Raw genomic sequence first — 23617 nt, 5'->3', positions numbered from 1 at the left:
TCCCACGATAGCGTTCATAAAACAGAACAAGGAAGGGGAATCATGTCGCATGCAATGCCCGACCGGCTTTTGCCCGGCTCGCCCTATCCGCTCGGCGCCAGCTGGGATGGCCTCGGCGTCAACTTTGCAGTGTTCTCGGCAAATGCGCAGAAAATCGAGCTTTGCCTGTTCGATCCCACCGGTCGCAAGGAAATCAGGCGCTTCACGCTGCCCGAATGCACCGACGAAATCTGGCACGGCTATTTGCCCAATGCGCACCCCGGCACGGCGTACGGCTTTCGCGCACATGGGCCGTATCAGCCGCAGCATGGGCATCGCTTCAATCCGCACAAACTATTGCTCGATCCATATGCACGCAAACTGGTCGGGCAGTTTCGCTGGTCCGACGCGTTATTCGGTTACCGCGTGCATTCGAATCGCGCCGACCTGTCCATCGACCGGCGCGATTCGGCGCCGGCCATGCCGAAGTGCGTGGTGATCGACGAAGCCTTCGACTGGTCTCACGACAAGCGCCCGAATGTGCCGTGGGGCGAAACCGTCATCTACGAGGCGCATGTGCGTGGCGTGTCGATGTTGCGCCCCGATTTGCGCCAGCACGAACGTGGCACGTTTGCGGCGCTCGCGTCGCCGGAATTCATCGAGCATTTACTGAAGCTCGGTGTGACCGCCGTCGAATTGCTGCCCGTGCATGCGTTTCTGAACGATCGCTTTCTGGTAGAGCGCGGCCTGCGCAATTACTGGGGTTACAACACCGCGGCATTTTTTGCGCCGGAGCCGTCGTATCTGAGTTCGCATCGACTCGATGAAATGCGTATCGCCGTGCGTCAGTTGCATGCGGCCGGCATTGAGGTGATTCTCGACGTGGTCTACAACCACACCTGCGAAGGCAACGAGATGGGGCCGACCGTCTCATGGCGCGGCCTCGACAACGCGAGCTACTACCGCCTGATCCCAGGCGACGAACGCCACCACATCAACGACACCGGCTGCGGCAATACCGTGAACCTGCCGCATCCGCGCGTGCTGCAGATGGTGATGGATTCGCTGCGCTACTGGTCGACAAAGTTCAATATCGACGGCTTCCGTTTCGATCTCGGCGTGACGCTCGGCCGCGAGCAGCACGGTTTCGATCCCGGCTCCGGTTTCTTCGACGCATTGCGCCAGGACCCGATCCTGTCGCAACGCAAGCTGATTTCCGAGCCTTGGGACATCGGCCCTGGCGGTTATCAACTCGGCAACCATCCGCCAGGATTTGCCGAATGGAACGACCGTTTCCGCGACACGGTGCGCCGCTTCTGGCGCGGTGACGCGGGCTTGCGCCCTGATCTTGCCGCGCGCCTCACCGGTTCCGCCGATCTGTTCAACCGGCGCTTCAGAAAACCGTGGGCATCGGTCAACTTTGTCACGTCGCATGACGGTTTTACGCTAGCCGATACCACCGCGTATGAGCACAAGCACAACGAGGCCAATCGCGAAGATAACAACGACGGCCACAACGAAAACTGCAGTCGCAATTGGGGCGTAGAGGGTCCGACCGACGATCCGGTTCTCCTCGAAACCCGCAAACGCGTGGCCCGCTCGCTGATCGCCACGTTGCTGATGGCGCTCGGCACACCCATGGTGCTGGCAGGCGACGAATCGCTGCGTACGCAGAACGGCAACAACAATGCGTACTGCCAGGATAACGAACTATCATGGCTTGACTGGGAGCGCGCGGAGTCGCCCGACGGCCGTCAGATGACCGCGTTCGTCGCGCGCGTGATCGCGCTGCGCAAACAGCATCCGCTGCTGCGCGAAACGCGCTTTCTGTTCGGCGATCGCGAAGTGTTGCCGGGCCTGTTCGATGTCGGCTGGTTCGATGAACACGGCGATCCGCTCACTATCGAAGCCTGGCAGGACCCTGAAGGCCGCACGTTCACGCTGCGGCGCGCGGGTCCAGGCTTGAATGACGAAACGGAAGTATTGTTGATGATGCTCAATGCTGCGGACGAAACACGGCGCTTCACTCCGCCCGCGCCACACCTGGAATGGCATGTGCTGCTAGATACGGCTGAGCCGGAAAGCGCGCCGCATCGGTTGGCCGTGCCGGAGGTCGAAGTGGCCGCGCACAGTCTCGTCATGCTGGCGGCGCAGCCTATCGGAGAAGCGGATTGGCAGGCGGGCTGGAAAGCCGGCGCGCAGCACGGACCGCGGCTGTTGACTGCGCTGCCGCCCGATCCGGGTATGCATCCGCCGAGCAGCGACACTTCGCCGACCACGTAGGCGAAAGTCATATCGAATGGTGATGAATCATGTCCGAAAGTCCGATTGATCCTCATGCGCATCATCACGCGCATTGCCTGCCGTTCAGCGCACAGTTGCTGGGCGCGACGGGTGCGAAGCCGCGCACGCGGTTCCGATTCTGGGCGCCTTCGTGCAAGACGGTGCAGGTAGAGATCGAAAACGGACCGGCCCAAGGCGCGCACGACATGACGCCAGCCGGCAACGGCTGGTTCGAAACGACCGTCGAGAGCGGCGCGGGCACGCTGTATCGCTTCCGGCTCGATGGCGAGCATGCGGTGCCCGATCCTGCGTCACGCTTCCAGCCGCAAGACGTGCATGGCCCGAGCGAAGTGATCGACCCGCGCGCGTACCGCTGGGAACATACGAACTGGCACGGTCGCCCGTGGGAAGAAACGGTGTTGTACGAGTTGCACGTCGGCACGATGGGCGGCTATGCGGGCGTGCAGAAACGTCTGCCCGCGCTTGTCTCACTTGGCGTGACGGCCATCGAACTCATGCCATTGAACGATTTTCCCGGCCGGCACAATTGGGGTTACGACGGCGTGCTGCCGTATGCGCCCGACTCCGCGTACGGCCGCCCTGAAGAACTGAAAGCACTGATCGACGCCGCGCACGGTCTCGGCCTGATGGTGTTTCTCGACGTGGTCTATAACCACTTCGGACCGGACGGCAATTATCTGCACCAATACGCCCGCTCGTTTTTCCGCGAAGGCACACACACGCCGTGGGGTCCTGCGATCGATTTCGAACGCAGTGAAGTGAGCGACTTCTTCATCGACAACGCTATCTACTGGATCAACGAATACCGTCTCGACGGCCTGCGTTTCGATGCGGTGCATGCCATCGACAATCACACGTGGTTGCGCGAATTGTCCGACCATATCCGCGCGAAAGTGCAGCACGGGCGGCACGTGCATCTCGTGCTGGAAAACGAGCACAACAGCGCGAGCCTGCTGGACACGCATTTCGACGCACAGTGGAACGACGACGCGCACAACACGCTGCACGTTCTGCTGACAGGTGAAACGGAAGGCTATTACCACGCGTACGAAGATCAGCCGATCCGTCGCCTTGCACGCGTGCTCTCGGAAGGTTTCGCGTATCAGGGCGACCCGTCGCCGATTCACGACGGTGCGCCGCGTGGCGAAGCAAGCCGGCATCTGTCGCCCACCTCGTTCGTGATGTTTTTGCAGAATCACGATCAGATCGGCAATCGCGCATTCGGCGAGCGCCTGCGTAAGCTGACGTCGGACGATGCCTTGCGCGCCGCCACCGGTTTGCTGCTGCTGTCGCCGCATATCCCTATGCTGTTCATGGACGAGGAATACGGTTCGACGCAGCCGTTCCTGTTTTTCACCGACTACACCGGCGAGCTCGCCGACGCCGTGCGCGAAGGGCGTCGGCGCGAATTCGCACGCTTTTCGGCGTTCAGCGACGAAAAGCGTCGCGCGCAGATTCCCGATCCGAACGACGTAAAGACCTTTGCGGCCTCGTCGCCGCCCGAGCCTGTTCAAAGCCCCGCCGCGGATGACAATGCAAAAGACCGCCTCGACTGGATGCACTTCTACAAATCCGCGCTCGCCGTGCGGGCGAAGTTGATCACGCCGCGTCTGAAACATGCCAAAGCGTGCGGCTCGACCGTGTTGACCGCCGCAAACGGTGGCGACGCCAATGCGCTGATCGCGCGCTGGAAACTCGCTGACGGCGAAACCTTGTCGATTGCGTTGAATCTCTCGAAGGAGAACGTGGCGTTCCCCGATCCGCCTGCCGGCAAAGTGATTTTCGAAACGCCGCCGCGCGTGCGCGAGCAGATCGACGCCAAGCTGTTGCCGTCATACGCGTTTGTCGCGTGGGTGACCGGCGACGTCAGCGACTATGCCATCGGCCACGATGCCCGCATCGCAGGTCAACAGGAGCGCCACGCGTGAGTGCCACCCGCCGTCCAAACGATACGATCGTGACCCTTGCCATGCGCGCCGGCTTCGAAGTCGAGTGGCGGGACGCGCACCATACGACGCAACATGTGCCGGAGAGCACGCTCGCCGTGCTCCTTGAACGGATGGGCTTGCCGTGCGGCAACGCCACGCAGATCCGGCACAGCGCGGCCGCGCTCGAAGCCGAACTGTCCGGCCGAAAACTGCCGCCGCTGATGACCGCGGAGGTCGAACGCGGCATTGCGCTGCCGGTCGCGGCGATCAAATCCGGCAGTCACTACCGGATCGAACTGGAAAGCGGCTCGATCATCGACGGCCGCTTCACAACGCCGAAAGGCGAGGAAGCGTTGCTCGCGCCGATCGACGAACCCGGCTATCACACGCTGGTGATCAACGAGCAACGCGTGACGTTGGCCGTCGCACCGTCACGCTGCTATACAGTCGCCGATGCATGGCGCACGCTACACGACGGCGCCACGACGCAACCGCCGCCCTTGTGGGGTATCGCCGCGCAGTTATACGGCTTGCGCCGCACCGGCGATGGCGGCATCGGCGACTACACGGCCCTCGCGCAAATGGCGATTGAGAGCGCGAAGCGTGGCGCGCACGCGCTCGCCGTCAGTCCGACGCACGCGATGTTCAGCGCCGAGCCGAATCGCTTCAGTCCGTATTCGCCGTCGTCGCGTTTGTGGCTGAATGTCACGCATATCGACCCCGCCGCGGTGTTCGGCGCCGATGCCGCGCGCGCCGCACTCGAGGCGGCGCAAGCCACCGAAGCATGGCCGGCGCTCGAAGACTTGCCGCTGATCGACTGGCCAAACGCGGTGGTGCTGAAGCTGAAGGTTTTGCGCGCGCTGTACGAAAACTTCTGCACCCAGGAACGCGCGCATGACACGCCGCGAGCGCTCGAATTTCACGGCTTTTGTGAGCGTGCCGGCCGTGCGCTCGAAGACCACGCGCGTTTCGAAGCGCTGCAGGCGGTGCAGTTGGCGCAAGGAGACGGCAATGGCCACTGGCGCAACTGGCCCGAGGCGTTGCGCGATCCGCGCAGTCCGGAAGTCGAAGCCTTTGCCGAAACGCATCGGCATGAAGTCGACTTTCATCTGTTTCTGCAATGGCTCGCCGCCAAGGGTTTGTCGCACGCGCAGCATGCAGCGAGCGACGCCGGGATGGCCGTCGGCCTGATCGCCGACCTCGCTGTCGGGTGCGATAGCGCCGGCAGCCATGCGTGGTCTTACCGCGACGACATGCTGCAAGGCATATCGGTGGGCGCACCGCCCGATCTGTTCAACCAGGCCGGCCAGGCGTGGGGGCTCACTACCTTCTCGCCACGCGCGATGCGCACGCAGGGCTTCTCTGCATTCATCGACATGCTGCGCGCGGCGTTCGCGCATGCGGGCGGCATCCGCATCGACCACATTCTCGGCTTGCGACGCCTGTGGCTCGTGCCCGAAGGCGAGAGCGCGCGTAACGGCGCCTATCTGCGCTATCCGCTCGAAGACCTGCTGCGGCTGATCGCGCTCGAATCGTGGCGGCATCGCGCGATCGTAATCGGCGAAGATCTCGGCACTGTCCCGCACGGTTTCCGCGAGCGGCTCGACGAACACGGTCTGGCCGGCATTCGCGTGCTGTGGTTCGAAGGTGCGGAAGGCGGCAAAGGTTTCAAGCCGCCGCAGGCGTGGGACCGCAACGCTGTCGGCACCACCACGACCCATGATCTGCCGACCGTGGCGGGCTGGTGGCGTGGCAGTGACATCACGTGGCGCAACCGGATCGGTCAGACGATGGCGCGCGCCGATGGCCGCGACGCGGAGGAAGTGGCACAGGAAGAACGCGCCGCCGATCGCGCGCTGTTATGGCGCGCGTTCCAGCAGGCCGGCGTCGCCGCGCCCAACGTGCAGGCGCCGCCGCCCGACAAGGCGCCCGTGGATGAAGCGCTCGCCTTCGTGGCCGCCACACCCGGGCCGCTCGTCACTTTCCCGCTCGAAGATCTGCTCGCACTGGTCGAGCAGCCGAATCTGCCCGGCTCGATCGACGAGCATCCGAACTGGCGCCGCCGCGTGATCCTGCCCATCGACGCATTGTTCGAGGACGGCACCTTCAGCGATCGCCTGCTGGCGGTCGACCGTGCGCGCCGCGGCGCCACCGTTCCTGCTGCTTCCAACGTTTCTTCGGAGCCTGATACGCCATGACCGTCCCGCGCTCCACGCTTCGCCTCCAGTTCCACCGAGGCTTTACCTTCGACGATGCCGCAAAGCATGTCGACTACTTTGCCGCGCTCGGCATCAGCCACGTTTATGCGTCGCCCGTCACCACCGCGGAGCCGGGTTCGATGCATGGCTACGATACCGTCGACTACACCCAGGTCAACGCTGAATGCGGGGGCGAAGCGGGCTTGAAACGCCTCGCCGATAAACTGCGCGCGCACAACATGGGGCTGATCGTCGACGTGGTGCCGAACCATATGGGCGTCGGCGGCTCGAGCAACGCGTGGTGGCTCGATATCCTCGAATGGGGCCGGCACAGCGCGTACGCACGCCATTTCGACGTCGACTGGCATTCGCCCGATCCGGCCTTGCGCGGCAAGGTACTGGCGCCCACACTCGGTGCGCCGTACGGCGAGGAACTCGCGGCCGGCCGGATCGCGCTGCATTTTGCGGCCGACAGCGGGCGCTTTTATATCGGCTACGGGCCGCATGTGTTTCCGGTGTGCCCAATCGACTACCCGGCGATTTTGCAAAGCGCCGATCGCGCCGATCTCAGCGCGCTGGCCGAACGCTTCCATGGCCTGACGACGCAGCCTGCCGATCAACCGCGTGCCGCCGAAGGACGCGACATGCTGCGCGAGTTCGTCGCGCAAAACGGCGGCTCGGCGATCGAATTGGTGCTGGAATCGTATTCGCCCGCAGACCCGGTGACGCGTGACCGTTTGCATCGGCTGATCGAACGGCAGCACTTCCGTCTTGCGTGGTGGCGCACCGCTTCGGATGAAGTGAACTGGCGGCGTTTTTTCGACATTTCGACGCTGGCCGGCGTACGCGTGGAGCGGCCCGAAGTGTTCGAGGCCGTGCACGCGCTGATTTTTCGTTTGTATCAGGAAGGCGTGGTGGATGGTTTGCGGATCGACCACGTGGACGGTCTCGCTGAACCGCGCGAGTACTGTCAACGTCTGCGGCAGCGCCTCACTGAATTGCGTGACACCGCGCCGTATGTGGTCGTCGAAAAAATTCTCGGCCGTGGCGAGCCGTTGCGTGACGACTGGCCCGTGGACGGCACAACCGGCTACGATTTCATGAACGACGTGGGCGCACTGCTGCATGATCCGGCCGGCGCCGAACCGCTCGGAGAGACGTGGGCCGAACTCACCGGCCGCAGCCCGCGCTTCACCGACGAAGCGCTCGCCGCGCGCCGCAAGATTCTCGCGGAAAACCTCTCGGCGGAACTGGACCGCGCGGCACGCGCGCTGCACCGCATTGCCCGTGATTCGCTGACCACGCGCGATTTCACCTTCACCGCGCTGCGGCGTGTGCTGGCCGAACTGGTCGTGCATTTTCCGGTGTATCGGGTCTATCCACAGAACGGGCTGCGCAGCGCTGCCGATAACGTGTATTTCGAACAGGCGCTGGCAGGCGCGCGCGAGACGCTGTCGCGTGCGGACTATGTGGTGCTCGACCGCGTGAACGCGTGGCTTGGTGGCAGCGCTGAGGAAGCGCCGAACGTGCGCGGCAATGCGCAATCGCAACAGCAGGGTCAGAATGGCGCCCCGCCAAGTCACGCAGGTTCCGCGCGGCGCACCGCGCAGACGCTGTTCTCGCAATTGACCGCACCGGTCGCCGCAAAGGCGATTGAAGATACAGCGTGCTATCGCTATGGACGCTTGCTATCGCGCAACGAAGTCGGCTCGGACCCGGGTGAGTTTGCTTTGTCGGTCGCGCAATTTCATGCAGCGAATCTCGAACGTTCGCAGCGCTTTCCTCACGCGATGCTCGCCACGGCCACGCACGACCACAAGCGTGGCGAAGACATGCGTGCGCGTCTTGCAGTGTTGAGCGAAATTTCCCACGACTGGAGCGCGACCTTGCGTGCGTGGTCGACCTTGAACGCGCCGCATCGACGTGCGCTCGACGGTAAGCCGATCAGCAGCGTGAGCCACGACACAAGCTACGATTGGTCACCAGGCCCCGCCGCCGAGGCGATGCTGTATCAGACCTTGGTGGGCAGCTGGCCACCGGATCTAAAGCCGGACGATGAAGCGGGCGTCAAGGAACTGGCTGAGCGCGTCGCGCAATGGCAATTGAAGGCGCTGCGGGAAGCGAAGCTGCAGACCAACTGGCTCGCACCCGACGAAGCCTATGAGGCCGGCTGCCGCGATTTCCTGTTCGATATCCTGGCGCCGCAGCGGCGCAACGGTTTCCTACGCGAGTTGTCCGCGTTCGTGGCGCGGATTGGACGCGCCGGTGCGCTCAACAGTTTGCAGCAGACCGTGTTGCGGCTGACGTCGCCTGGGATTCCCGATCTTTATCAGGGTACTGAGTTGTGGGACTTCAGTCTGGTCGATCCCGACAATCGCCGGCCCGTCGATTTTGCCAAACGCGAGGCATGGCTCGCACAAACTCCGCCTTCGGAGTTTCTGGCGAACTGGCACGATGGCCGGGTCAAGCTCGCGGTAGTGCAGCGCGTGCTGGCTTTGCGCGCGCATTTGCCGGAGTTGTTGAGTCAAGGCACGTATCTGCCGCTTGCAGTGCGCGGTGCGCATGCGTCGAGTGTAATCGCGTTTGCACGGCGGCATGGGAATGCGTGGGCTGTGGTCGTGGCAAGCCGGCTTGCTGCCGGGTTGCTCGGCGAAGAAGACGATGGCAGCGGTTTGTCAATGGTCGATCCGGCCAAATGGGGCGATACCGCGATCGAAATGCCTGCGGATCTGGCCGGACGGGCGTCGTTCGACTGGCTGAGTCCGGCGGCCCCCAAGGTCGACGAAAACGGTTTGCTTTATCTGCGCGATGCGTTGAGCGCGATGCCTATCGCGGTGCTGGTGGAGGACGGCGTGCCACGCAGTTGATCTGCAATTTTTCGAAAGTTGAAGGCGGCTAACGCGCACACGCTTTAGCCGCCTTTTTTATCGACTTATTCAAGGCGATTCATCATCCCGCTGAGCCGCCTTGCTGCGCGCGTTGGACTGCCTCGGCCACCTGTTCCGCCACTCGCCGCGTGTCCCAATACACCTGCCCTTTGTACATCCGGTCGCCGCGCAGGTTGAAGCGGTCGACACCCAACCACTTCAGCGGCTGCCCGGCTACGGTGGCCGACGCCTGCCATTCGATCATGACGGCGTCGCCCGTAGGCGCCCATTGAAGAACGTCGACTTTCAGGTCCGGCAGTTGGGTCAGGACCTGACGGAAATGTTCGATGACGCCTTTCCTGTCGGCCGGTTCAGTCATGGGTGGGATCAGGTTTCGTGTGTCCTCGTGCATGAGCGCTTCCAGATTATCGGCGACGGGGTGTTGCCACTCCGAGGCGAAGCGTTGCACGGCTATCCGGGCATTGGCTAACTGCTCCGCAGTCGGGGGAAGGTATTTTTCTGCTGACGTCATGTGAGTTTGCTCCTGAATGGGTTGCTTACCGACGGTGTTGTTTGCCCGTGTATTCAGGCCGCAGCCGAAGTCCGATTTAACATACAACGAGATTTTCACATACACCGTGTATGTATACTACAATCAGAATGTGAAAAATCAAGAGATAAAAACGCACTCCATGCCGACCGCAGGTCCAACCCCAAAATCCCGTCGCGAGGAATATGCGGACGCGACCCGTCAGGCGCTCATCGCTGCTGCGGGCGAGTTGTTCACCTCAGAGGGCTACCAGCAAGTCGGGATAGAGGCCATCGCACGTAGTGCGCGCGTGACCCGCGGCGCTTTCTATCACCACTTTGCCGACAAAGCCGAACTGTTCGACGCCCTGGTCGAGTCTCTTCAGGCGGACGCTGCCTCGAAGGTCAGATCCGCCGCCGCGGCCGCGCCGCCAGCCAAACGGATGAGCGCGGGCATTCGCGAATTTCTGGAGGTCTGCACCGAACCTGCGTATCGGCAACTCGTCATCGAAACCGCGCCCGCCGTGCTCGGCCAGGCACGGTGCCGCGAGATCGAAGAAGCGCACGTCTACGGTCTGCTCATTGATGCGCTGACGAACCAGACCACCGGTAAGGAAAAAACCAGGGCGTACCTCGCGGCTCGCATGATCGGCAGCATGGTGTGCGAAGCAGCGCAATTGCTCGATGGCGCAGACGATCCCGCCGCCCTGAAAGCGGAGGCCTTGAAGCTCGTCGAAAGCATGGTCGGAACGCTGACGCCAGATAAAAGCCGGGTAACATCTACGCGCAAATAAACGCACCCGTGAGGAGCACCGATGCAGATCGACTGGTCGACTATCAGAACCGGAGATGCCGACAGGCTGCACGGCACGGCCATCGACATATCGGGCTGGATGATCCCGCTGGACCCGCAGGCCGACGCGGTCGACTACTTCTTGCTGAGCGCCGACGAACCGTGTTGCGGGGGTTGCGTGCCGCGCAATCCGCTGACGTCGATCGAGGTGCAGATGGCCGCGCCGCTCGCGCCACAGGCAGAGGCCCTCGCCTTGCGGGGCCGGCTGGTTTGTCTGCTCGACGATCCCGCGGGCTGGCGGTATCGGTTAGTCGATGCAGTGCCGGTGGATCAGAGTCCACAAGCGTCACAGCGGCGATTTAGCCGGCGCGCGTTTCTCGCCTCAGGTGCGGCGCTGGGCTTGACGGCTTGTGCGCCCGGGCACTTTGCCGGCTATACCGAGGCGCATGACGAAACGGCGCAAACAACGCAATCCGAAACCGCACCGAGATGGCAAGCGCCCGCCGGCGCGCTCACTATCGACATGCACAGCCACGGCGGCCGCGTGATCGTGTCGCGCAATCCGGTGATCGGCGCAAACCGTCCTTTCATCCCACTGTCCGCGCCGATGCGCGCCGGCGGCATGAACGTCATTTGCCTCGCGATCGTCACCGATACGACGGTCACGCGCGTGGCGGACAACCGCAAGCGTTTCGAAGCATGGCGCGAGCCACAGCCGGGCGAACTGTATGCGCTCGGCCAGACCGAATTCCTGCGCGCCCATCAGTTGGTCGAGCGCGAGCAGATTCGAGTGGTGACGAACACTGCCTCGCTGACGGCATTGGGTCCGCAGGGTCCGTGCGCGATCATCTCCGCCGAAGGCGCGGATTTTCTCGAAGGCCAGGTGGATCGTGTCGATGAGGCGTACACGAAGCATCAATTGCGGCATCTGCAACTGACGCACTATCGCGTAAACGAACTCGGCGATATCCAGACCGAGCCGCCGGTGCATGGCGGCCTCACGGACATCGGCGCGCAGGTAGTACAGCGCTGCAACGCGTTGGGAATCGTCGTGGATGTAGCGCACGGCACCTACGATCTGGTGAAGCGCGCGGCAGATACGTCGACCAAACCGCTGGTGCTTTCGCATTCGGCATTGGCCACGCATCCGGGTGCGCGAAGCCGGCTCATCACGCCGGACCATGCGCGGGTGATCGCCGGCACGGGTGGTATAATTGGTGTGTGGCCGAGCTCAGGGACGTTTCACGATTTGCATGCGATGGCTGAAGGCGTCAAACGCATGGCGGATGTCGTGGGAGTGGAACATGTCGGCCTGGGGACGGATATGCTCGGGTTCATTTCGCCCCCGGTATTCAGGAGCTACGAGCAGTTGCCCGATCTGGCCAGCGCGCTGTTGCAGGCCGGATTCTCGCAAGTGGAAGTCGGGGCAATTCTTGGAGGGAATTACCTGAGGGTGTTTCAGGCGTCGGTGGGATGATGGGCCGTGCGTTTTCGCAAAAAGACCCTACCGCCCTGCCGCCCACAGCAACGAAACGCCTGAAGACAACATCAACCCGTCAACGACAAGTTTGAAAACCGCAGGGCTCATTCGAACCACAATCAGCCGCGCGGAAAAGGATCCGATCATGAGTGCCGAGCCGGTGATCAAACCGTCGATCACCACATGTAATGGCAATGCGCCGAAATGATTGAACACTGCAACTTTGGTACCGTAGACAGCCAGTGACCCAGCGGCTTCAGTTGCCAGAAACGCGCCTTTAACCAGGCCATACGACATAAACACGGGCACCGTAATCGGCCCGGTGGAAACGACGATGCCGGTGAGAAAACCCACCACACCGCCGATCAGCGAAAGCTGCCACAGAGTGAATTTGATAGCGCGTCGCGCGAGCCAGCGCCGCGTCGGCACCATCGCGACAAAGAACAGTCCCAATGCAAGTTCGACCGCATGCGGCGGCAACGCAAGAAGTGTCCGCACGCCCAGCGCCGCGCCCGGAACCGCCGTCGCGCAATAAGCGCCGCAAGCCCGCCAGTCGATCTCGCGCCACCACGCCAGGATCTTGCCGAAGTTGCCCATGATCGCGGCGATCGCCATGATCGGCACCGCCTGCTGCGGACCGAACAGCATCACGAGAACGGGCATTAGCATCATCGACGAGCCCGTGCCGATCACGCCGCTCAACGTGCCCGCCAGCAAGCCGACGCACAGCACCAGCAAATATCCCATGTCGCCCCCGAGTGGTATGGGCGACGATTTTACTCGAGCGATGCTTTAGTGGACCTGGGACGGATTCAGCATAGACGCCGCTCAACCGCCTTCGTCGTCGTAGGTCTTCGGATAAACGCGCACGAGCACGATGCGCGGTCCCTTCATTTTCTTGACCACCACGTCGAAGCGATCGAACTCGACCCGCTGCCCTTCGGTAGGCAGATCGTTGAGCGCCTGAATCACGAGGCCGCCGACCGATTCGGCCTTGCCCTCGTCGATGTCGATTCCGAGCGCGCGTTCCAGCGACACCACCGGCAAACTGCCTTTGCCCATCAGCGTGCCGTCGTCCATACGCGTCCAGTCGGCGTCGCCCTGGCGGAATTCGTCGTGGATCTGCCCAACCAGCGCGCCGAGCAGATTGTCCAGCGTCAGAAAGCCGATCGGCTTCGAGTTCTTGTGACCGACCAGTGCGAAGTGCGGCGCGCCCTTGCGGAAGCGACGAAACAGTTCGAGCGCCGGCATGTCCGGCTTCACGTACTGCACGGGGCGCGCATATTTGGAGAGGTCGTCGAGCGTGCTGCCCGCGTGCCGCGCCAGCAACAAATCCTTCAAATGGATCATGCCGGCCACGCGCTCGCCGGACGCGTCTTCGAACAACGGATAGCGGCTGAAGCGGTGCCGCGCCACGACCTGCATGTTTTCGCGCAACGGCAGATCGCGCCGCAGGCCGACCATTTCATAGGAAGGGCGCATCAGATCCGAGACGGTCATGCGCGAAAAATCCAGCGAATGCGCAATCGTGTTCCATTCGTCCTGACTGTATGCGCCATCCGGCGCACCGAGTTCAGTTGCGACGTTGGCACGGCGGCCACGCAGGATCAGTTTGAGTTCGTCGGTTGAGTAATGCGAGTCGTGGCCGTGGTCCGCGTCGAGACCCGCCAACTTCAACACTGCGTTGGCGCTCGTGTTGAGCACCCAGATCGCCGGATACATCGCCCAGTAGAAACCGTACAGCGGCGTGGCGGCCCACAACGAAACCTTTTCCGCCTCGCGAATCGCCAGCGACTTCGGCGCCAACTCGCCCACCACGATGTGCAGGAACGAAATACACGAGAACGCGAAGAACAGCGAGATGCCGTGAATCAGCTTCTCCGACTCGACGCCGAGCAGACTGAAAACCGGCGTCAGCAGTTCCGCGAACGCCGGCTCACCGATCCAGCCGAGCCCAAGCGAAGCCAGCGTAATGCCCAGTTGGCAAGCGGACAGATACGCGTCGAGCCGCCCGTGCACCTTCGCCAGCAGGCGCCCACGCATGCCGTGTTTGGCCGCGAGGCTTTGCACACGCGTTTGGCGCAGCTTCACCAGGCCGAATTCGGCGGCGACGAAAAAACCGTTGAGGGCAACGAGAAACAATGCACCGATAAGGGCGACAACCTGGATCAAAGCGAAGGGCTCCGGCAACAAAAGCTGTCAGTATAGATGGCGCAAGCAAATTGAAAGTTAATCGCGTGCAGGAGCGCACGCCGACAGCCGCGGCTCACGTTGCTGTCGTTGCACTCAGCGGCACGTGCAGCGCGAGCGTCACCGCTTCGCTCTCAGGTGCGTCGCTTTGCTCGAAATTGCCGCCGTGCGCTTCCGCAACGCGCTTGCACAGCGCGAACACCCACGCGATCCGCTTCGCTTCGCGCGGTTCGCACGCCTGTTTGCGGGCAAAGGCTTCCAGCAAATGCGGCGCCGCCGGATCGTTCAGTGCAGCAACGTCTTGATTGAAGGTGACGGTGGCGTACCACCTGGTGGCGTCCGCACGTGCAGCCAGCGTGACCGTGGCGCCCTCTGTGCTCGCCTCGACAGCAAACGCGAGCATCAGCCACAGCGCGGCAGCCAGGCGCTCACGGTCACCGTTGAGCTGCTCGGTAGCGAGGTGCGACTCGACCGTCACCTCGACACCGCGTGTGCGCGCCAGCCCGGAACGGACTTCGTCAACGGTTTCATCCAGTAGCGGGTGCAGCGAAAACGGCGCAAAAGCAAGTGCCAGCGATTTGGTCTCGGCGCGCGTTGCGTCGACAATCGTCTCCAGCAGCTTCACCTGCTGTTCCACGCCGTTACGAATGCCGGTGACGGCGCGTTGCGAATTGGGGTCGTTGGCATCGAGCTTGCGTTCGAGCACATACGCCCAGCTATGGATGGCGTTCAGCGGACCACGGAGGTCGTGCGACACCAGCGACAGCACGTGATCGCGCATAAACAGCGCGGTCTCCGCGCACAGACGTGCGGTGCGTTCGGATACGGCGAAGCCGGAAGGAACCGGCGTTGCGCCGGCGGTCCCGGTGGAAGGCGTTGTCACGATCGAACCCTCTCAGGCGGTGCATCAAATGTCAGAAGAAGCCCCATTATAGGCATGCCGTCCAGCGCAACCAGCCTGGCCGGATGGCTAACCTGAACGCAAACCACATGCCACACGGCAATCCTCGGCGATGCGAGCCCAACACGCCTACAATGTCGGTTTTTACGTTTTTGATCTAAGGAGCGACACATGTCGACTGTGACTACCGAATCCGGCCTGAAATACGAAGACATCGTTGAAGGCACTGGCGCCGAAGCGGTGGCCGGCAAGACCGTCAGCGTGCACTACACGGGCTGGCTCACCGACGGCCAGAAGTTCGACTCGAGCAAAGACCGCAACGACCCGTTCGCGTTCGTGCTGGGCGGCGGCATGGTCATCAAGGGCTGGGACGAAGGCGTGCAAGGCATGAAGGTCGGCGGCACGCGCAAGCTGACGATTCCGCCGCAACTCGGCTATGGCGTGCGCGGCGCAGGCGGCGTGATTCCGCCGAATGCAACGCTCGTGTTCGAAGTCGAACTGCTCGGCGTCTAAGTTTTTCGCTGCGCTGTTTTGTATTTTGTAATCAGGCTTTACCGATGAGTCACGCCGCCGTCACCGCTCCTAGCGTTTCGTTGCGCCGCTACGGCGCAATCGAAGCGTCGGACGTGCACGACTTTCACCAGGTCGTGCTCGGGCTCGACGGCGCGATGGTGATGGCGGTAGACGGCGTCGCGCATCAGATCGATGCCGGCTCCGCCTGGCTCATCCCGGCGGGCGCACGGCACGACTATGCGGGCGTCGGCGAGAACCGGCAGTTAGTGCTGGATCTGCCGGCCGCTTCGCTGGCCGTGCCGGAGCGCCTGTTCGACCGTGCGCGGGCCGTGACGGTGGATACCTCACTCACGCAACTCGTGCATCGGATTGCGGCGCACGCTACAGGCGGTGCGCAAGGCGACGATCTGGATACCCGGCGTTTTCACTGGGACGCAGCCGCACGGCTGGGCGCTGCGTTGGTGGCCGATACCGGCACGATGGCCGGGGCGCAGGCATCTGGTGCCGGCCTCGACTTCGCGCGCATCGACCGCTGGCTGCGCGCTCATCTCTCAGAAACGCTGCGTGTCGCCGACCTGGCTACCCATTGCGGCTTCGGCATGCGGCGCTTTCATCAGCTTTTTATCGACGCTTTCGGCGAAACGCCGCATCGCTATTTGCAGCGTCTGCGGCTCGATACCTCGCTTGGCTTGCTGTCCGATCCGCGGCTGTCGCTCAGCGATATCGCGCTGGAAATCGGCTTCGGCGATCAGAGCGCTTACACGCACGCATTCACGCGGCGTTTCGGGCTCGCGCCCGGTCAATGGCGCGCGTTGCGCCATTGAGTTTGTGCTTTATGCGAGCCGCCTGAAAAGGCGGCTCGCGTTTCCTGCTTCTTTCCTGCTGCGCTCGCCTGACGCTATTAACCCGCCAGACCGCGCTCCAGATCGCCGCGGATATCGCCGGCGTTTTCCAGACCCACTGCGAGACGGATCAAGCCTTCGCTGATCCCCGCCGCCGCGCGCGCTTCCGGCGTCACACGACCGTGCGTGGTCGTTGCCGGATGCGTGATAGTGGTACGCGTATCGCCGAGGTTGCCGGTGATCGAGCAGATCTTCGTGCTGTCGATCACGCGCCAGGCATTCGCGCGCATCTGCTCAGGCGTATCGCCCTTCAGTTCGAACGACAGGATCGCACCGCCCGCCTTCTGCTGACGCATCGCCAGCGCGTGCTGCGGATGCGATTCGAGCCCCGGGTAGAACACGCGATTCACGGCCGGATGCGCTTCCAGCCAGCGCGCGATTTCGAGCGCATTCGCCGACTGCTTTTCAACACGCAGCGACAACGTTTCCATGCCCTTCAGCAGCACCCATGCGTTGAACGCGGACAAGGTCGGCCCGGCGCTGCGCACGAACGGAAACACCTTTTCCATGATGAACTGCTTCGAGCCGACCAGCGCGCCGCCGAGCACACGCCCCTGGCCGTCGAGGAACTTGGTGGCCGAATGCATTACGACGTCGGCGCCAAGCTTCAACGGTTGTTGCAACGCCGGGCTACAGAAGCAGTTGTCGACCACGAAGATCGCATTGGCCGCCTTCGCGATTTTGCTGATCGCTTCGATATCGGCGACCTCGGTCAGCGGGTTCGACGGCGTTTCGAGGAAGAACATCTTCGTTTCCGGACGCACGGCGTTTTTCCATGCGTCCAGATCGGTCGGATCGACGAAAGTCGTCGTGATGCCGAACTTGCTGAAGATCTGCGAGAACATGCCGAGCGTCGAACCGAACAGCGCCTGCGAGCTGACCAGATGGTCGCCGGCCTGCAAGGTCGACATCACCACCGACATGATCGCGGCCATCCCCGAAGCCGTGGCCATGCACGCTTCGCCGCCTTCAAGCGCGGCCAGACGATCCTGGAACATCGAGACGGTCGGGTTCGTGAAGCGCGAGTAGGTGTAGTTGTCTTCGGAATTCTTGAATTTTTCGGCGGCGTCCGCGGCACTCGCGAAGACGAAGCTCGAGGTCAGGAAAATCGCTTCCGAATGTTCGTTGAAGTCGCTGCGCGCTGTGCCCGATCGGACTGCCAGCGTGTCGAAGTTCAGGGAGTCGTCCATGTTGGTTCTGGTTTCCAATGTTCCATGGCTGGATTCGGCGTCTACGGCTCACGTTAAACGAGCACGACAACGCCGAACGGCAGCAACAAAAAAGCCCGCTTTTGCGTCGGCATAAGCGGGCTTCATGTGCGGGGGAAAGCTGGAGCGGAGGCGGATGACTGCGGCTTTTCCACCATTCGCTTTAGCTGTTTTGGGTTGCCCCGCGTCCGCAAGCTGAGATCAAATCGACGCAAGCCATCATGCTAACACGCTCGCGGCGTGGCGTGCAGCGGGCCACGACGCAAGCGCTATCACTCAACCGACCGACAACTGCAGATGCAGTTGCGAACGCGACGGGCCGCCCTCGGCCGCTTCGCTCGCGGCGTCGCGATCCGATTGCGAGGACGGTGCGAGACGCGCGGTTTCGATGCGGTCGAGGTATTCGGTGGTGACATCACCGGTGACGTAGTTACCGTCGAAGCACGAGGCTTCGAATTCCTTCAGCGCCGGGTTGATATCGCGCACGGCTTGCTTAAGGGCGTCGACGTCCTGATAAACGAGATAGTCCGCGCCGATCATGCGGGCGACTTCATCGTCCGTACGGCCATGCGCGACGAGTTCGCCGCGCGTAGGCATATCGATACCGTAGACGTTCGGGTACTTCACCGGCGGCGCCGCCGAAGCGAAGATCACCTTGTTCGCGCCGGCATCGCGCGCCATCTGCACGATTTCATGCGAGGTGGTGCCGCGCACGATCGAATCGTCGACGATCAGCACGTTCTTGCCCTTGAACTCGATGCCCATGGCGTTCAGCTTCTGACGCACGGACTTCTTGCGCATCGCCTGGCCCGGCATGATAAAGGTGCGGCCTACGTAACGGTTCTTGAAGAAGCCTTCGCGATACTCCACGCCCAGCTTCTTCGCGACCTGCATCGCGGCCGGACGGGACGAATCGGGAATCGGCATCACGACGTCGATTGGAACGTCGGGCAATTCGCGCTTGATCTTCTCGGCGAGGTAATCGCCCATGCGCAGACGCACGTTGTAGACCGGCACGCCGTCGAGCACCGAGTCCGGACGCGCGAGGTACACGAGTTCGAAAATGCACGGGTTCAGGCTCGGATTCGTCGCGCATTGCTGCGAGTGCAGATTGCCTTCCAGGTCGATGAAAATGGCTTCGCCCGGCGCAATGTCGCGCACAAATTCGAAACCGATACCTTCGATCGCAACCGATTCCGACGCCAGGATCCACTCGACGCCTTCCGGCGTTTCCTGCTTGCCGAGGCACAGCGGGCGAATGCCGAACGGGTCACGGAAGCCGAGCAAGCCGTAGCCGGCAATCAGCGACACGATCGCGTACGAACCCCGCACCCGGCGATGCACGCCCGACACCGCCTTGAACAGCGCAGCCGGATCGAGTTGCAGACTCGAACTGGAGAGCTGCAATTCGTGCGCGAGCACGTTGAGCATCACTTCAGTGTCGGAGTTGGTGTTGATGTGGCGGCGATCGATGCGGAACATCTCATCTTTCAATTGCTGCCAATTGGTCAGATTGCCGTTGTGCGCGAGGATAATGCCGAACGGCGCGTTCACGTAGAACGGCTGGGCTTCTTCTTCGCTCGATGCAGAACCGGCGGTGGGGTAACGGACCTGGCCGATACCGGTGGTGCCGGGCAGGCTGCGCATGTTGCGCGTGCGGAACACGTCGCGCACCATGCCGTTAGCCTTGTGCATGTGGAAGTTGCTGCCGTTCGCTGTCGCGATGCCGGCGGCGTCCTGACCGCGGTGCTGCAGAAGCAGCAGGCTGTCATAGATCAGCTGATTGACCGGAGAATGGGAAACTACGCCTACGATGCCGCACATGGCATGTCCTTCAAAGGTACGAAATTCGTAACGGCGGCCGGTGCCTGCGATGCTGCGCGAGGGTACGCGACTACGTAGAGGCACCGGATTGCGCCGGAGTCCTGCTGCTCTCCTCTAACCGTTCACCTGATCGTCACACGCGGACGTAGGCAGCGAGCGTCTCGGGAAGCAGCGGTTTCATTACGTGCACGCCCTCGACCGCGTAGGGCCGAAGCAAGGCGTTGCGCCAGAATTCCTGTTGGGGCAGTTCGGTCAAGCCTGCAAGGGCGACCAGAATCAGCACCAGAACGACCCCGCGCACGAGGCCGAACATCAAACCGAGCGAGCGGTCCACGCCGCTCAAGCCGCTTGCCTGCACGATGCGGCTCAGCAGGGCGTTCAGCACGCTTGCGACCAGCACCACGCCGATCGCCACCAGCGCGAACGCCAGAAGCCACTGGGTCAGTGCGCCCCCCGGCCACGTGGCAGGGATAAACGGCACGACATAACCAACAAAGCGGCAAGCAATGAAAAACGCCGCGATCCAGCCGATCAGCCCGAATATCTCGGACAAAAAGCCGCGCCATGTACCGCGCAAGGCCGACAAACCGATCACCGCCATTACAGCGTAGTCGAAGGCAGTGAACATCGCTCGCTTACTGTGCAGCGCCGCTGTTCGCGCCCGACGTCAAGCCGGCCTCACGAACCTTCGCAATCGCGGCGCTAGCCGCGGCACGGTCGGCGAACGGACCAGCACGCAATAGCGTGAGCGTGGAGCCGTCGGCCTGCTTCCGATGTTCGGTATATGCGGGCACACCGGCCGCTTTCAACTTGGTGGCCCAGGTACGGGCGTTGGCGTCGTTCGCAAATGCGCCTAGCTGGACGGCAAAACGGCTGCCCGGCGGCGATGCCGGCGTACCGGAATTGGCGTCTGCGCTGGCGGCGGTCGTATTCGCGCCGTCTTCGCTCGGGGCCGACGTGTTCGCCGCGCTTTGCGTGGCGGGTGCTTTGGCCGGTTTGGCAGGCGTTTGTGCTACAGGCGCTGCAGGTGCGGTATTGGCGGCAACGGCGGCGGGCGCTTGCGGCTTCGCAGCCGGTTTGGCCGCTGGCGCTATGCTCGTAGCCGCGCTTTGCTGTTTGGCAGCGCCGGACTGGCCTTGCGTGGCTGCCGTTGTCGGCGCAAGGCCGGATGCGGCGAGTGCCGCGTCAGGCGCTGGGTTATCCGGTGCTACACCGGCCTGCGTGTCTTCTTCGGTCTTGGTGGCGACCTTCGGCGCAGGGCGGCTCGGAATGTCGATGGAGATGTCGTCCGTGACGGGCTTTGGATGCGAATCCAGCACCATGGGCAGGATCACCACCGCTGCAACGACCAGCGCGACCGCGCCGACGAGTCTGCGCCGCGCACGCTGCTTTTCAGGCAACGTAGGGTCGAGCAGCATCGCATCGGCATCCACGGTGCGCTCCGTGCGGCGGGTTCGCCGCTCCACGCGCTCGCCACGGGCGGCCCGGGTGGAACTGGTGTTTGCGGCGCGCCGATTGGGCGCGTCGTCTTTCTTGCCGAACGAGAAAATTCCCATGAATCGCTTGGTTCGAGCCTGGCGCCCGTTCAGTGTTGCTGCGATTTACGGTAGGCCATGACGCCTGCTACCGTATAGAAACTGCCGAAAACCACGATTCTATCATTCTCTGACGCTCGTTTTAGCGCGTCTTGGAAAGCCTCTGCTGGTGTTGCGTAGCACGTCACGCTGCTGTCATTACCGTCGCTCACACCCTGCTCGCGCAAAGTCGCTTCGAGTTCTTCCGCCGAAGCCGCACGCGGAGTCGGCAGATCGGTCACGCACCAGTGGTCGATTTCGCCTTTCAGGTGCGTCAGTACGCCGGCAATGTCCTTGTCGCGCATCGCGCCGAATACGGCGTAGGTGTACGGGAAAAAGCCCATGTTGCCGAGGTTTTGCGAGAGCACTGCCGCAGCGTGCGGATTGTGACCGACATCGAGCACGATGGCCGGCTTGCCGGGCAGCACCTGGAAACGCCCTGGCAATTCGACGTTAGCCAGACCGAGCCGGATGTCCTGCGCCGACACCGGCAAACGATCACGCAGCGCTTCAAGCCCAGCCAGTGCCGCCGACGTGTTGATCAACTGATTCGCGCCGCGCAACGCCGGATAAGCGAGCGCGGAACGGCGCATCGTCGGGCCCACATAGCTCCATTGCTGGCGCTCGCTGCCTGCCTGTCCTTCGTAGCGGAAATCGCGGCCAAACAGCCACAGTTCGGCGCCGATCTTTTCGGCGTGATCGATCAGGGATTGCGGCGGCACCGGGTCAGCGCAGATCGCCGGCTTACCCGGGCGGAAAATGCCGGCTTTTTCGAAGGCGATTTTCTCGCGCGTGTCGCCGAGATACTCGGTGTGATCGATATCGATGCTCGTGATGATCGCGCAGTCTGTATCGAGGATGTTGACCGCGTCGAGGCGGCCACCCAGGCCGACTTCGAAGATCACCGCGTCCAGTCCGCGCGAAGCGAACAGGCTCATGATCGCGAGCGTCGTGAATTCGAAGTAAGTCAGTGTGATCGGTTCGGCAAGGCTCAGGCGCGCGGCTTCGACGGCTTCGAAATGCGGCATCAAGTCTGCATCGCTCGCCATTTCGCCGTTCACGCGTGCCCGTTCGTTGAAGGTCAACAGATGCGGCGACGTGTGGCAGCCAACCGTAAAGCCCGCGCGCAGCAAAATCGATTCGAGGATAGCGCAGGTCGAACCCTTGCCGTTCGTACCGCCGACCGTAATGATCGGGCAAGCGAACGACAACTGCATCGCGTCACGTACCTGCGAGATGCGTCCCAATCCCATGTCGATGCCGACAGGATGCGCGGATTCAAGGTGCGTGAGCCACGCGTCGAGGGTGGGGAATGTGGTCATCGAGCGAATCTTTGCTGCGTTGCGAGATCGTGATTATCCCGGAAATGACAGCGCGCCGCTTGATGACTCTCGCGGCGCGCTGGTTTTTTTACTGCTTTTTCTTGATGGCGGCCGTGCCTGAACAGGCACGGCGCTGAATCGAACCGCGTTGTGGCTTACGCGACTGCGTCCGCCGGCTGATGGCTCAGGAGCGCCATCAATTGCGCGATTTCTTCGCGCAGCTTGCGACGGTCGACGATCATGTCGACCGCACCCTTCGTCAGCAGGAACTCGGCGCGCTGGAAGCCTTCCGGCAGTTTTTCACGCACGGTTTGTTCGATCACGCGCGGGCCGGCAAAGCCGATCAGCGCCTTCGGCTCGGCGATCACTACGTCGCCCAGGAACGCGAAACTCGCCGACACCCCGCCCATGGTCGGATCGGTCAGCACGGAAATGAACGGCAGCTTGGCTTCGGCGAGCTTGGTCAGCATGGCCGTGGTCTTCGCCATTTGCATCAGCGAAAGCAGGCTTTCCTGCATCCGTGCGCCGCCCGAAGCGGTGAAGCAGATAAACGGTACTTTCTGTTCGAGCGCGTTCTGCGCGCCGCGCGCGAAACGCTCGCCGACCACCGAACCCATCGAGCCGCCCATGAATGAGAACTCGAAACACGCGACCACCACCGGCAGCGTGTGGATGGCGCCGCCCATCACGACCATCGCGTCGGTTTCGTCGGTGTCGTCCATCGCCTCTTTCAGGCGGTCCGGGTACTTGCGGCTGTCTTTGAACTTGAGCGCGTCGACCGGAACGATTTCCTGGCCGATTTCGTAGCGGCCTTCCGGATCGAGCAGGCCGTCGAGCCGCTCACGCGCGCCGATGCGCATGTGATGGTCGCACTTCGGGCAAACGTGCAGATTGGCCTCGACGTCATTGCGGTACAGCACGGCTTCGCACGACGGGCACTTGATCCACAGGCCTTCCGGAATCCCCTTGCGGTTCTTCGGGTCGGTTTGTTTGATTTTCGGCGGCAGCAGCTTATCGAGCCAGCTCATATTGAATCCCTCTGGGTCAACTGGTTGCGCAAACGGCGGGACGAACCCGCCGCTCACACTACAGGAGACAAAAAATAA

General features: G+C 62.6%; 19 protein-coding genes. 9 read left to right on the top strand and 10 right to left on the bottom strand.

Going from position 1 to position 23617, the window contains the following annotated elements; genetic code table 11:
* Positions 1 to 42 precede the first annotated feature (42 nt).
* Genes glgX through treY form a run of 4 tightly spaced genes read left to right on the top strand, consistent with a single transcriptional unit; the run spans position 43 to position 9276 of the window.
* Complete coding sequence (gene glgX / locus R8871_RS07595) at positions 43 to 2262, top strand: glycogen debranching protein GlgX (RefSeq protein ID WP_175049746.1); 2220 nt, start codon at positions 43 to 45, stop codon at positions 2260 to 2262.
* Positions 2263 to 2291: 29 nt separating this feature from the next.
* Positions 2292 to 4211, top strand: coding sequence for a malto-oligosyltrehalose trehalohydrolase (treZ, locus tag R8871_RS07590; protein WP_175049745.1), 1920 nt, complete (start codon positions 2292 to 2294; stop codon positions 4209 to 4211).
* Between the two features lie 41 nt (positions 4212 to 4252).
* Complete coding sequence (gene malQ, locus R8871_RS07585; RefSeq protein WP_175050032.1) at positions 4253 to 6409, top strand: 4-alpha-glucanotransferase; 2157 nt, start codon at positions 4253 to 4255, stop codon at positions 6407 to 6409.
* Entirely contained in the window at positions 6406 to 9276 is a 2871-nt protein-coding gene (gene treY, locus R8871_RS07580) for a malto-oligosyltrehalose synthase (RefSeq protein WP_175049744.1), read from the top strand. Before malQ ends, treY begins: the two co-directional genes overlap by 4 nt.
* Positions 9277 to 9358: 82 nt before the next feature.
* Here treY and R8871_RS07575 read toward each other — a convergent pair whose 3' ends face one another.
* Positions 9359 to 9808 (bottom strand): nuclear transport factor 2 family protein, encoded by a 450-nt coding sequence (locus R8871_RS07575; RefSeq protein ID WP_175049743.1) that lies wholly within the window; start codon positions 9806 to 9808, stop codon positions 9359 to 9361.
* A gap of 16 nt (positions 9809 to 9824) precedes the next feature.
* On the opposite strand from R8871_RS07575, the gene R8871_RS07570 reads away from it, so the two are divergent.
* Positions 9825 to 10598, top strand: coding sequence for a TetR/AcrR family transcriptional regulator (locus R8871_RS07570; RefSeq protein ID WP_175049742.1), 774 nt, complete (start codon positions 9825 to 9827; stop codon positions 10596 to 10598).
* A gap of 21 nt (positions 10599 to 10619) precedes the next feature.
* Positions 10620 to 12074, top strand: a complete 1455-nt coding sequence (locus R8871_RS07565; protein ID WP_175049741.1) for a dipeptidase — start codon at positions 10620 to 10622, stop codon at positions 12072 to 12074.
* Positions 12075 to 12101: 27 nt separating this feature from the next.
* On the opposite strand, the gene R8871_RS07560 is transcribed toward R8871_RS07565, so the two are convergent.
* On the bottom strand, positions 12102 to 12749 hold the full coding sequence (locus R8871_RS07560; protein ID WP_246287490.1) for a sulfite exporter TauE/SafE family protein: 648 nt from the start codon (positions 12747 to 12749) through the stop codon (positions 12102 to 12104).
* Here R8871_RS07560 and R8871_RS38415 point away from each other — a divergent pair.
* Positions 12673 to 12873, top strand: coding sequence for a hypothetical protein (locus tag R8871_RS38415; RefSeq protein WP_246287497.1), 201 nt, complete (start codon positions 12673 to 12675; stop codon positions 12871 to 12873). The two genes, R8871_RS07560 and R8871_RS38415, sit on opposite strands and share 77 nt — an antisense overlap.
* 32 nt (positions 12874 to 12905) lie before the next feature.
* Here R8871_RS38415 and R8871_RS07555 read toward each other — a convergent pair whose 3' ends face one another.
* Together R8871_RS07555 and R8871_RS07550 are read right to left on the bottom strand one after the other, a co-directional pair.
* Positions 12906 to 14249, bottom strand: coding sequence for a hemolysin family protein (locus R8871_RS07555; protein WP_054034925.1), 1344 nt, complete (start codon positions 14247 to 14249; stop codon positions 12906 to 12908).
* Positions 14250 to 14343: 94 nt separating this feature from the next.
* Positions 14344 to 15150 (bottom strand): sensor histidine kinase, encoded by an 807-nt coding sequence (locus tag R8871_RS07550; RefSeq protein WP_175049739.1) that lies wholly within the window; start codon positions 15148 to 15150, stop codon positions 14344 to 14346.
* 189 nt (positions 15151 to 15339) lie between these two features.
* Here R8871_RS07550 and R8871_RS07545 point away from each other — a divergent pair, with 189 nt between their 5' ends.
* Positions 15340 to 15681, top strand: coding sequence for an FKBP-type peptidyl-prolyl cis-trans isomerase (locus R8871_RS07545; protein WP_027803023.1), 342 nt, complete (start codon positions 15340 to 15342; stop codon positions 15679 to 15681).
* Positions 15682 to 15725: 44 nt separating this feature from the next.
* Positions 15726 to 16505 (top strand): AraC family transcriptional regulator, encoded by a 780-nt coding sequence (locus R8871_RS07540; RefSeq protein ID WP_175049738.1) that lies wholly within the window; start codon positions 15726 to 15728, stop codon positions 16503 to 16505.
* A 77-nt stretch (positions 16506 to 16582) separates the two neighbouring features.
* Here R8871_RS07540 and R8871_RS07535 read toward each other — a convergent pair whose 3' ends face one another.
* From R8871_RS07535 to accD, 6 genes are all read right to left on the bottom strand, one after another.
* Positions 16583 to 17773 carry an O-succinylhomoserine sulfhydrylase gene (locus R8871_RS07535; RefSeq protein ID WP_175049737.1) on the bottom strand — a complete coding sequence of 397 codons (1191 nt, stop codon included), beginning with the start codon at positions 17771 to 17773 and terminating at the stop codon, positions 16583 to 16585.
* Positions 17774 to 18067: 294 nt separating this feature from the next.
* On the bottom strand, positions 18068 to 19615 hold the full coding sequence (gene purF / locus R8871_RS07530; protein ID WP_175049736.1) for an amidophosphoribosyltransferase: 1548 nt from the start codon (positions 19613 to 19615) through the stop codon (positions 18068 to 18070).
* Between the two features lie 133 nt (positions 19616 to 19748).
* On the bottom strand, positions 19749 to 20243 hold the full coding sequence (locus R8871_RS07525) for a CvpA family protein (protein WP_093634947.1): 495 nt from the start codon (positions 20241 to 20243) through the stop codon (positions 19749 to 19751).
* Between the two features lie 7 nt (positions 20244 to 20250).
* Positions 20251 to 21171, bottom strand: a complete 921-nt coding sequence (locus tag R8871_RS07520; RefSeq protein ID WP_175049735.1) for an SPOR domain-containing protein — start codon at positions 21169 to 21171, stop codon at positions 20251 to 20253.
* A 29-nt stretch (positions 21172 to 21200) separates the two neighbouring features.
* Positions 21201 to 22511 carry a bifunctional tetrahydrofolate synthase/dihydrofolate synthase gene (gene folC / locus R8871_RS07515; protein WP_175049734.1) on the bottom strand — a complete coding sequence of 437 codons (1311 nt, stop codon included), beginning with the start codon at positions 22509 to 22511 and terminating at the stop codon, positions 21201 to 21203.
* 155 nt (positions 22512 to 22666) lie between these two features.
* Entirely contained in the window at positions 22667 to 23539 is an 873-nt protein-coding gene (gene accD, locus R8871_RS07510) for an acetyl-CoA carboxylase, carboxyltransferase subunit beta (RefSeq protein ID WP_074289018.1), read from the bottom strand.
* Between the last annotated feature and the right edge of the window lie 78 nt (positions 23540 to 23617).

Source organism: Paraburkholderia sediminicola (assembly GCF_902859805.1).
Classification (GTDB): Bacteria; Pseudomonadota; Gammaproteobacteria; order Burkholderiales; family Burkholderiaceae; genus Paraburkholderia; species Paraburkholderia sediminicola.
Note: the sequence above shows the minus strand (reverse complement) of the source record. Positions and strands in the feature narration are given on the sequence as shown.

What these genes read in the sequence shown, in the direction of transcription:
- treZ (WP_175049745.1), top strand. Translation starts at nt 2,292, where the DNA reads ATGTCCGAAAGTCCGATTGATCCTCATGCGCATCATCACGCGCATTGC.
- R8871_RS07535 (WP_175049737.1), bottom strand. Translation starts at nt 17,773, where the DNA reads ATGGACGACTCCCTGAACTTCGACACGCTGGCAGTCCGATCGGGCACA.
- R8871_RS07520 (WP_175049735.1), bottom strand. Translation starts at nt 21,171, where the DNA reads ATGGGAATTTTCTCGTTCGGCAAGAAAGACGACGCGCCCAATCGGCGC.
- R8871_RS07570 (WP_175049742.1), top strand. Translation starts at nt 9,825, where the DNA reads ATGGGTTGCTTACCGACGGTGTTGTTTGCCCGTGTATTCAGGCCGCAG.
- folC (WP_175049734.1), bottom strand. Translation starts at nt 22,511, where the DNA reads ATGACCACATTCCCCACCCTCGACGCGTGGCTCACGCACCTTGAATCC.
- treY (WP_175049744.1), top strand. Translation starts at nt 6,406, where the DNA reads ATGACCGTCCCGCGCTCCACGCTTCGCCTCCAGTTCCACCGAGGCTTT.
- purF (WP_175049736.1), bottom strand. Translation starts at nt 19,615, where the DNA reads ATGTGCGGCATCGTAGGCGTAGTTTCCCATTCTCCGGTCAATCAGCTG.
- R8871_RS07575 (WP_175049743.1), bottom strand. Translation starts at nt 9,808, where the DNA reads ATGACGTCAGCAGAAAAATACCTTCCCCCGACTGCGGAGCAGTTAGCC.
- malQ (WP_175050032.1), top strand. Translation starts at nt 4,253, where the DNA reads ATGCGCGCCGGCTTCGAAGTCGAGTGGCGGGACGCGCACCATACGACG.
- R8871_RS38415 (WP_246287497.1), top strand. Translation starts at nt 12,673, where the DNA reads ATGATCGCGGCGATCGCCATGATCGGCACCGCCTGCTGCGGACCGAAC.
- accD (WP_074289018.1), bottom strand. Translation starts at nt 23,539, where the DNA reads ATGAGCTGGCTCGATAAGCTGCTGCCGCCGAAAATCAAACAAACCGAC.
- R8871_RS07560 (WP_246287490.1), bottom strand. Translation starts at nt 12,749, where the DNA reads ATGATGCTAATGCCCGTTCTCGTGATGCTGTTCGGTCCGCAGCAGGCG.
- glgX (WP_175049746.1), top strand. Translation starts at nt 43, where the DNA reads ATGTCGCATGCAATGCCCGACCGGCTTTTGCCCGGCTCGCCCTATCCG.
- R8871_RS07565 (WP_175049741.1), top strand. Translation starts at nt 10,620, where the DNA reads ATGCAGATCGACTGGTCGACTATCAGAACCGGAGATGCCGACAGGCTG.
- R8871_RS07545 (WP_027803023.1), top strand. Translation starts at nt 15,340, where the DNA reads ATGTCGACTGTGACTACCGAATCCGGCCTGAAATACGAAGACATCGTT.
- R8871_RS07525 (WP_093634947.1), bottom strand. Translation starts at nt 20,243, where the DNA reads ATGTTCACTGCCTTCGACTACGCTGTAATGGCGGTGATCGGTTTGTCG.
- R8871_RS07540 (WP_175049738.1), top strand. Translation starts at nt 15,726, where the DNA reads ATGAGTCACGCCGCCGTCACCGCTCCTAGCGTTTCGTTGCGCCGCTAC.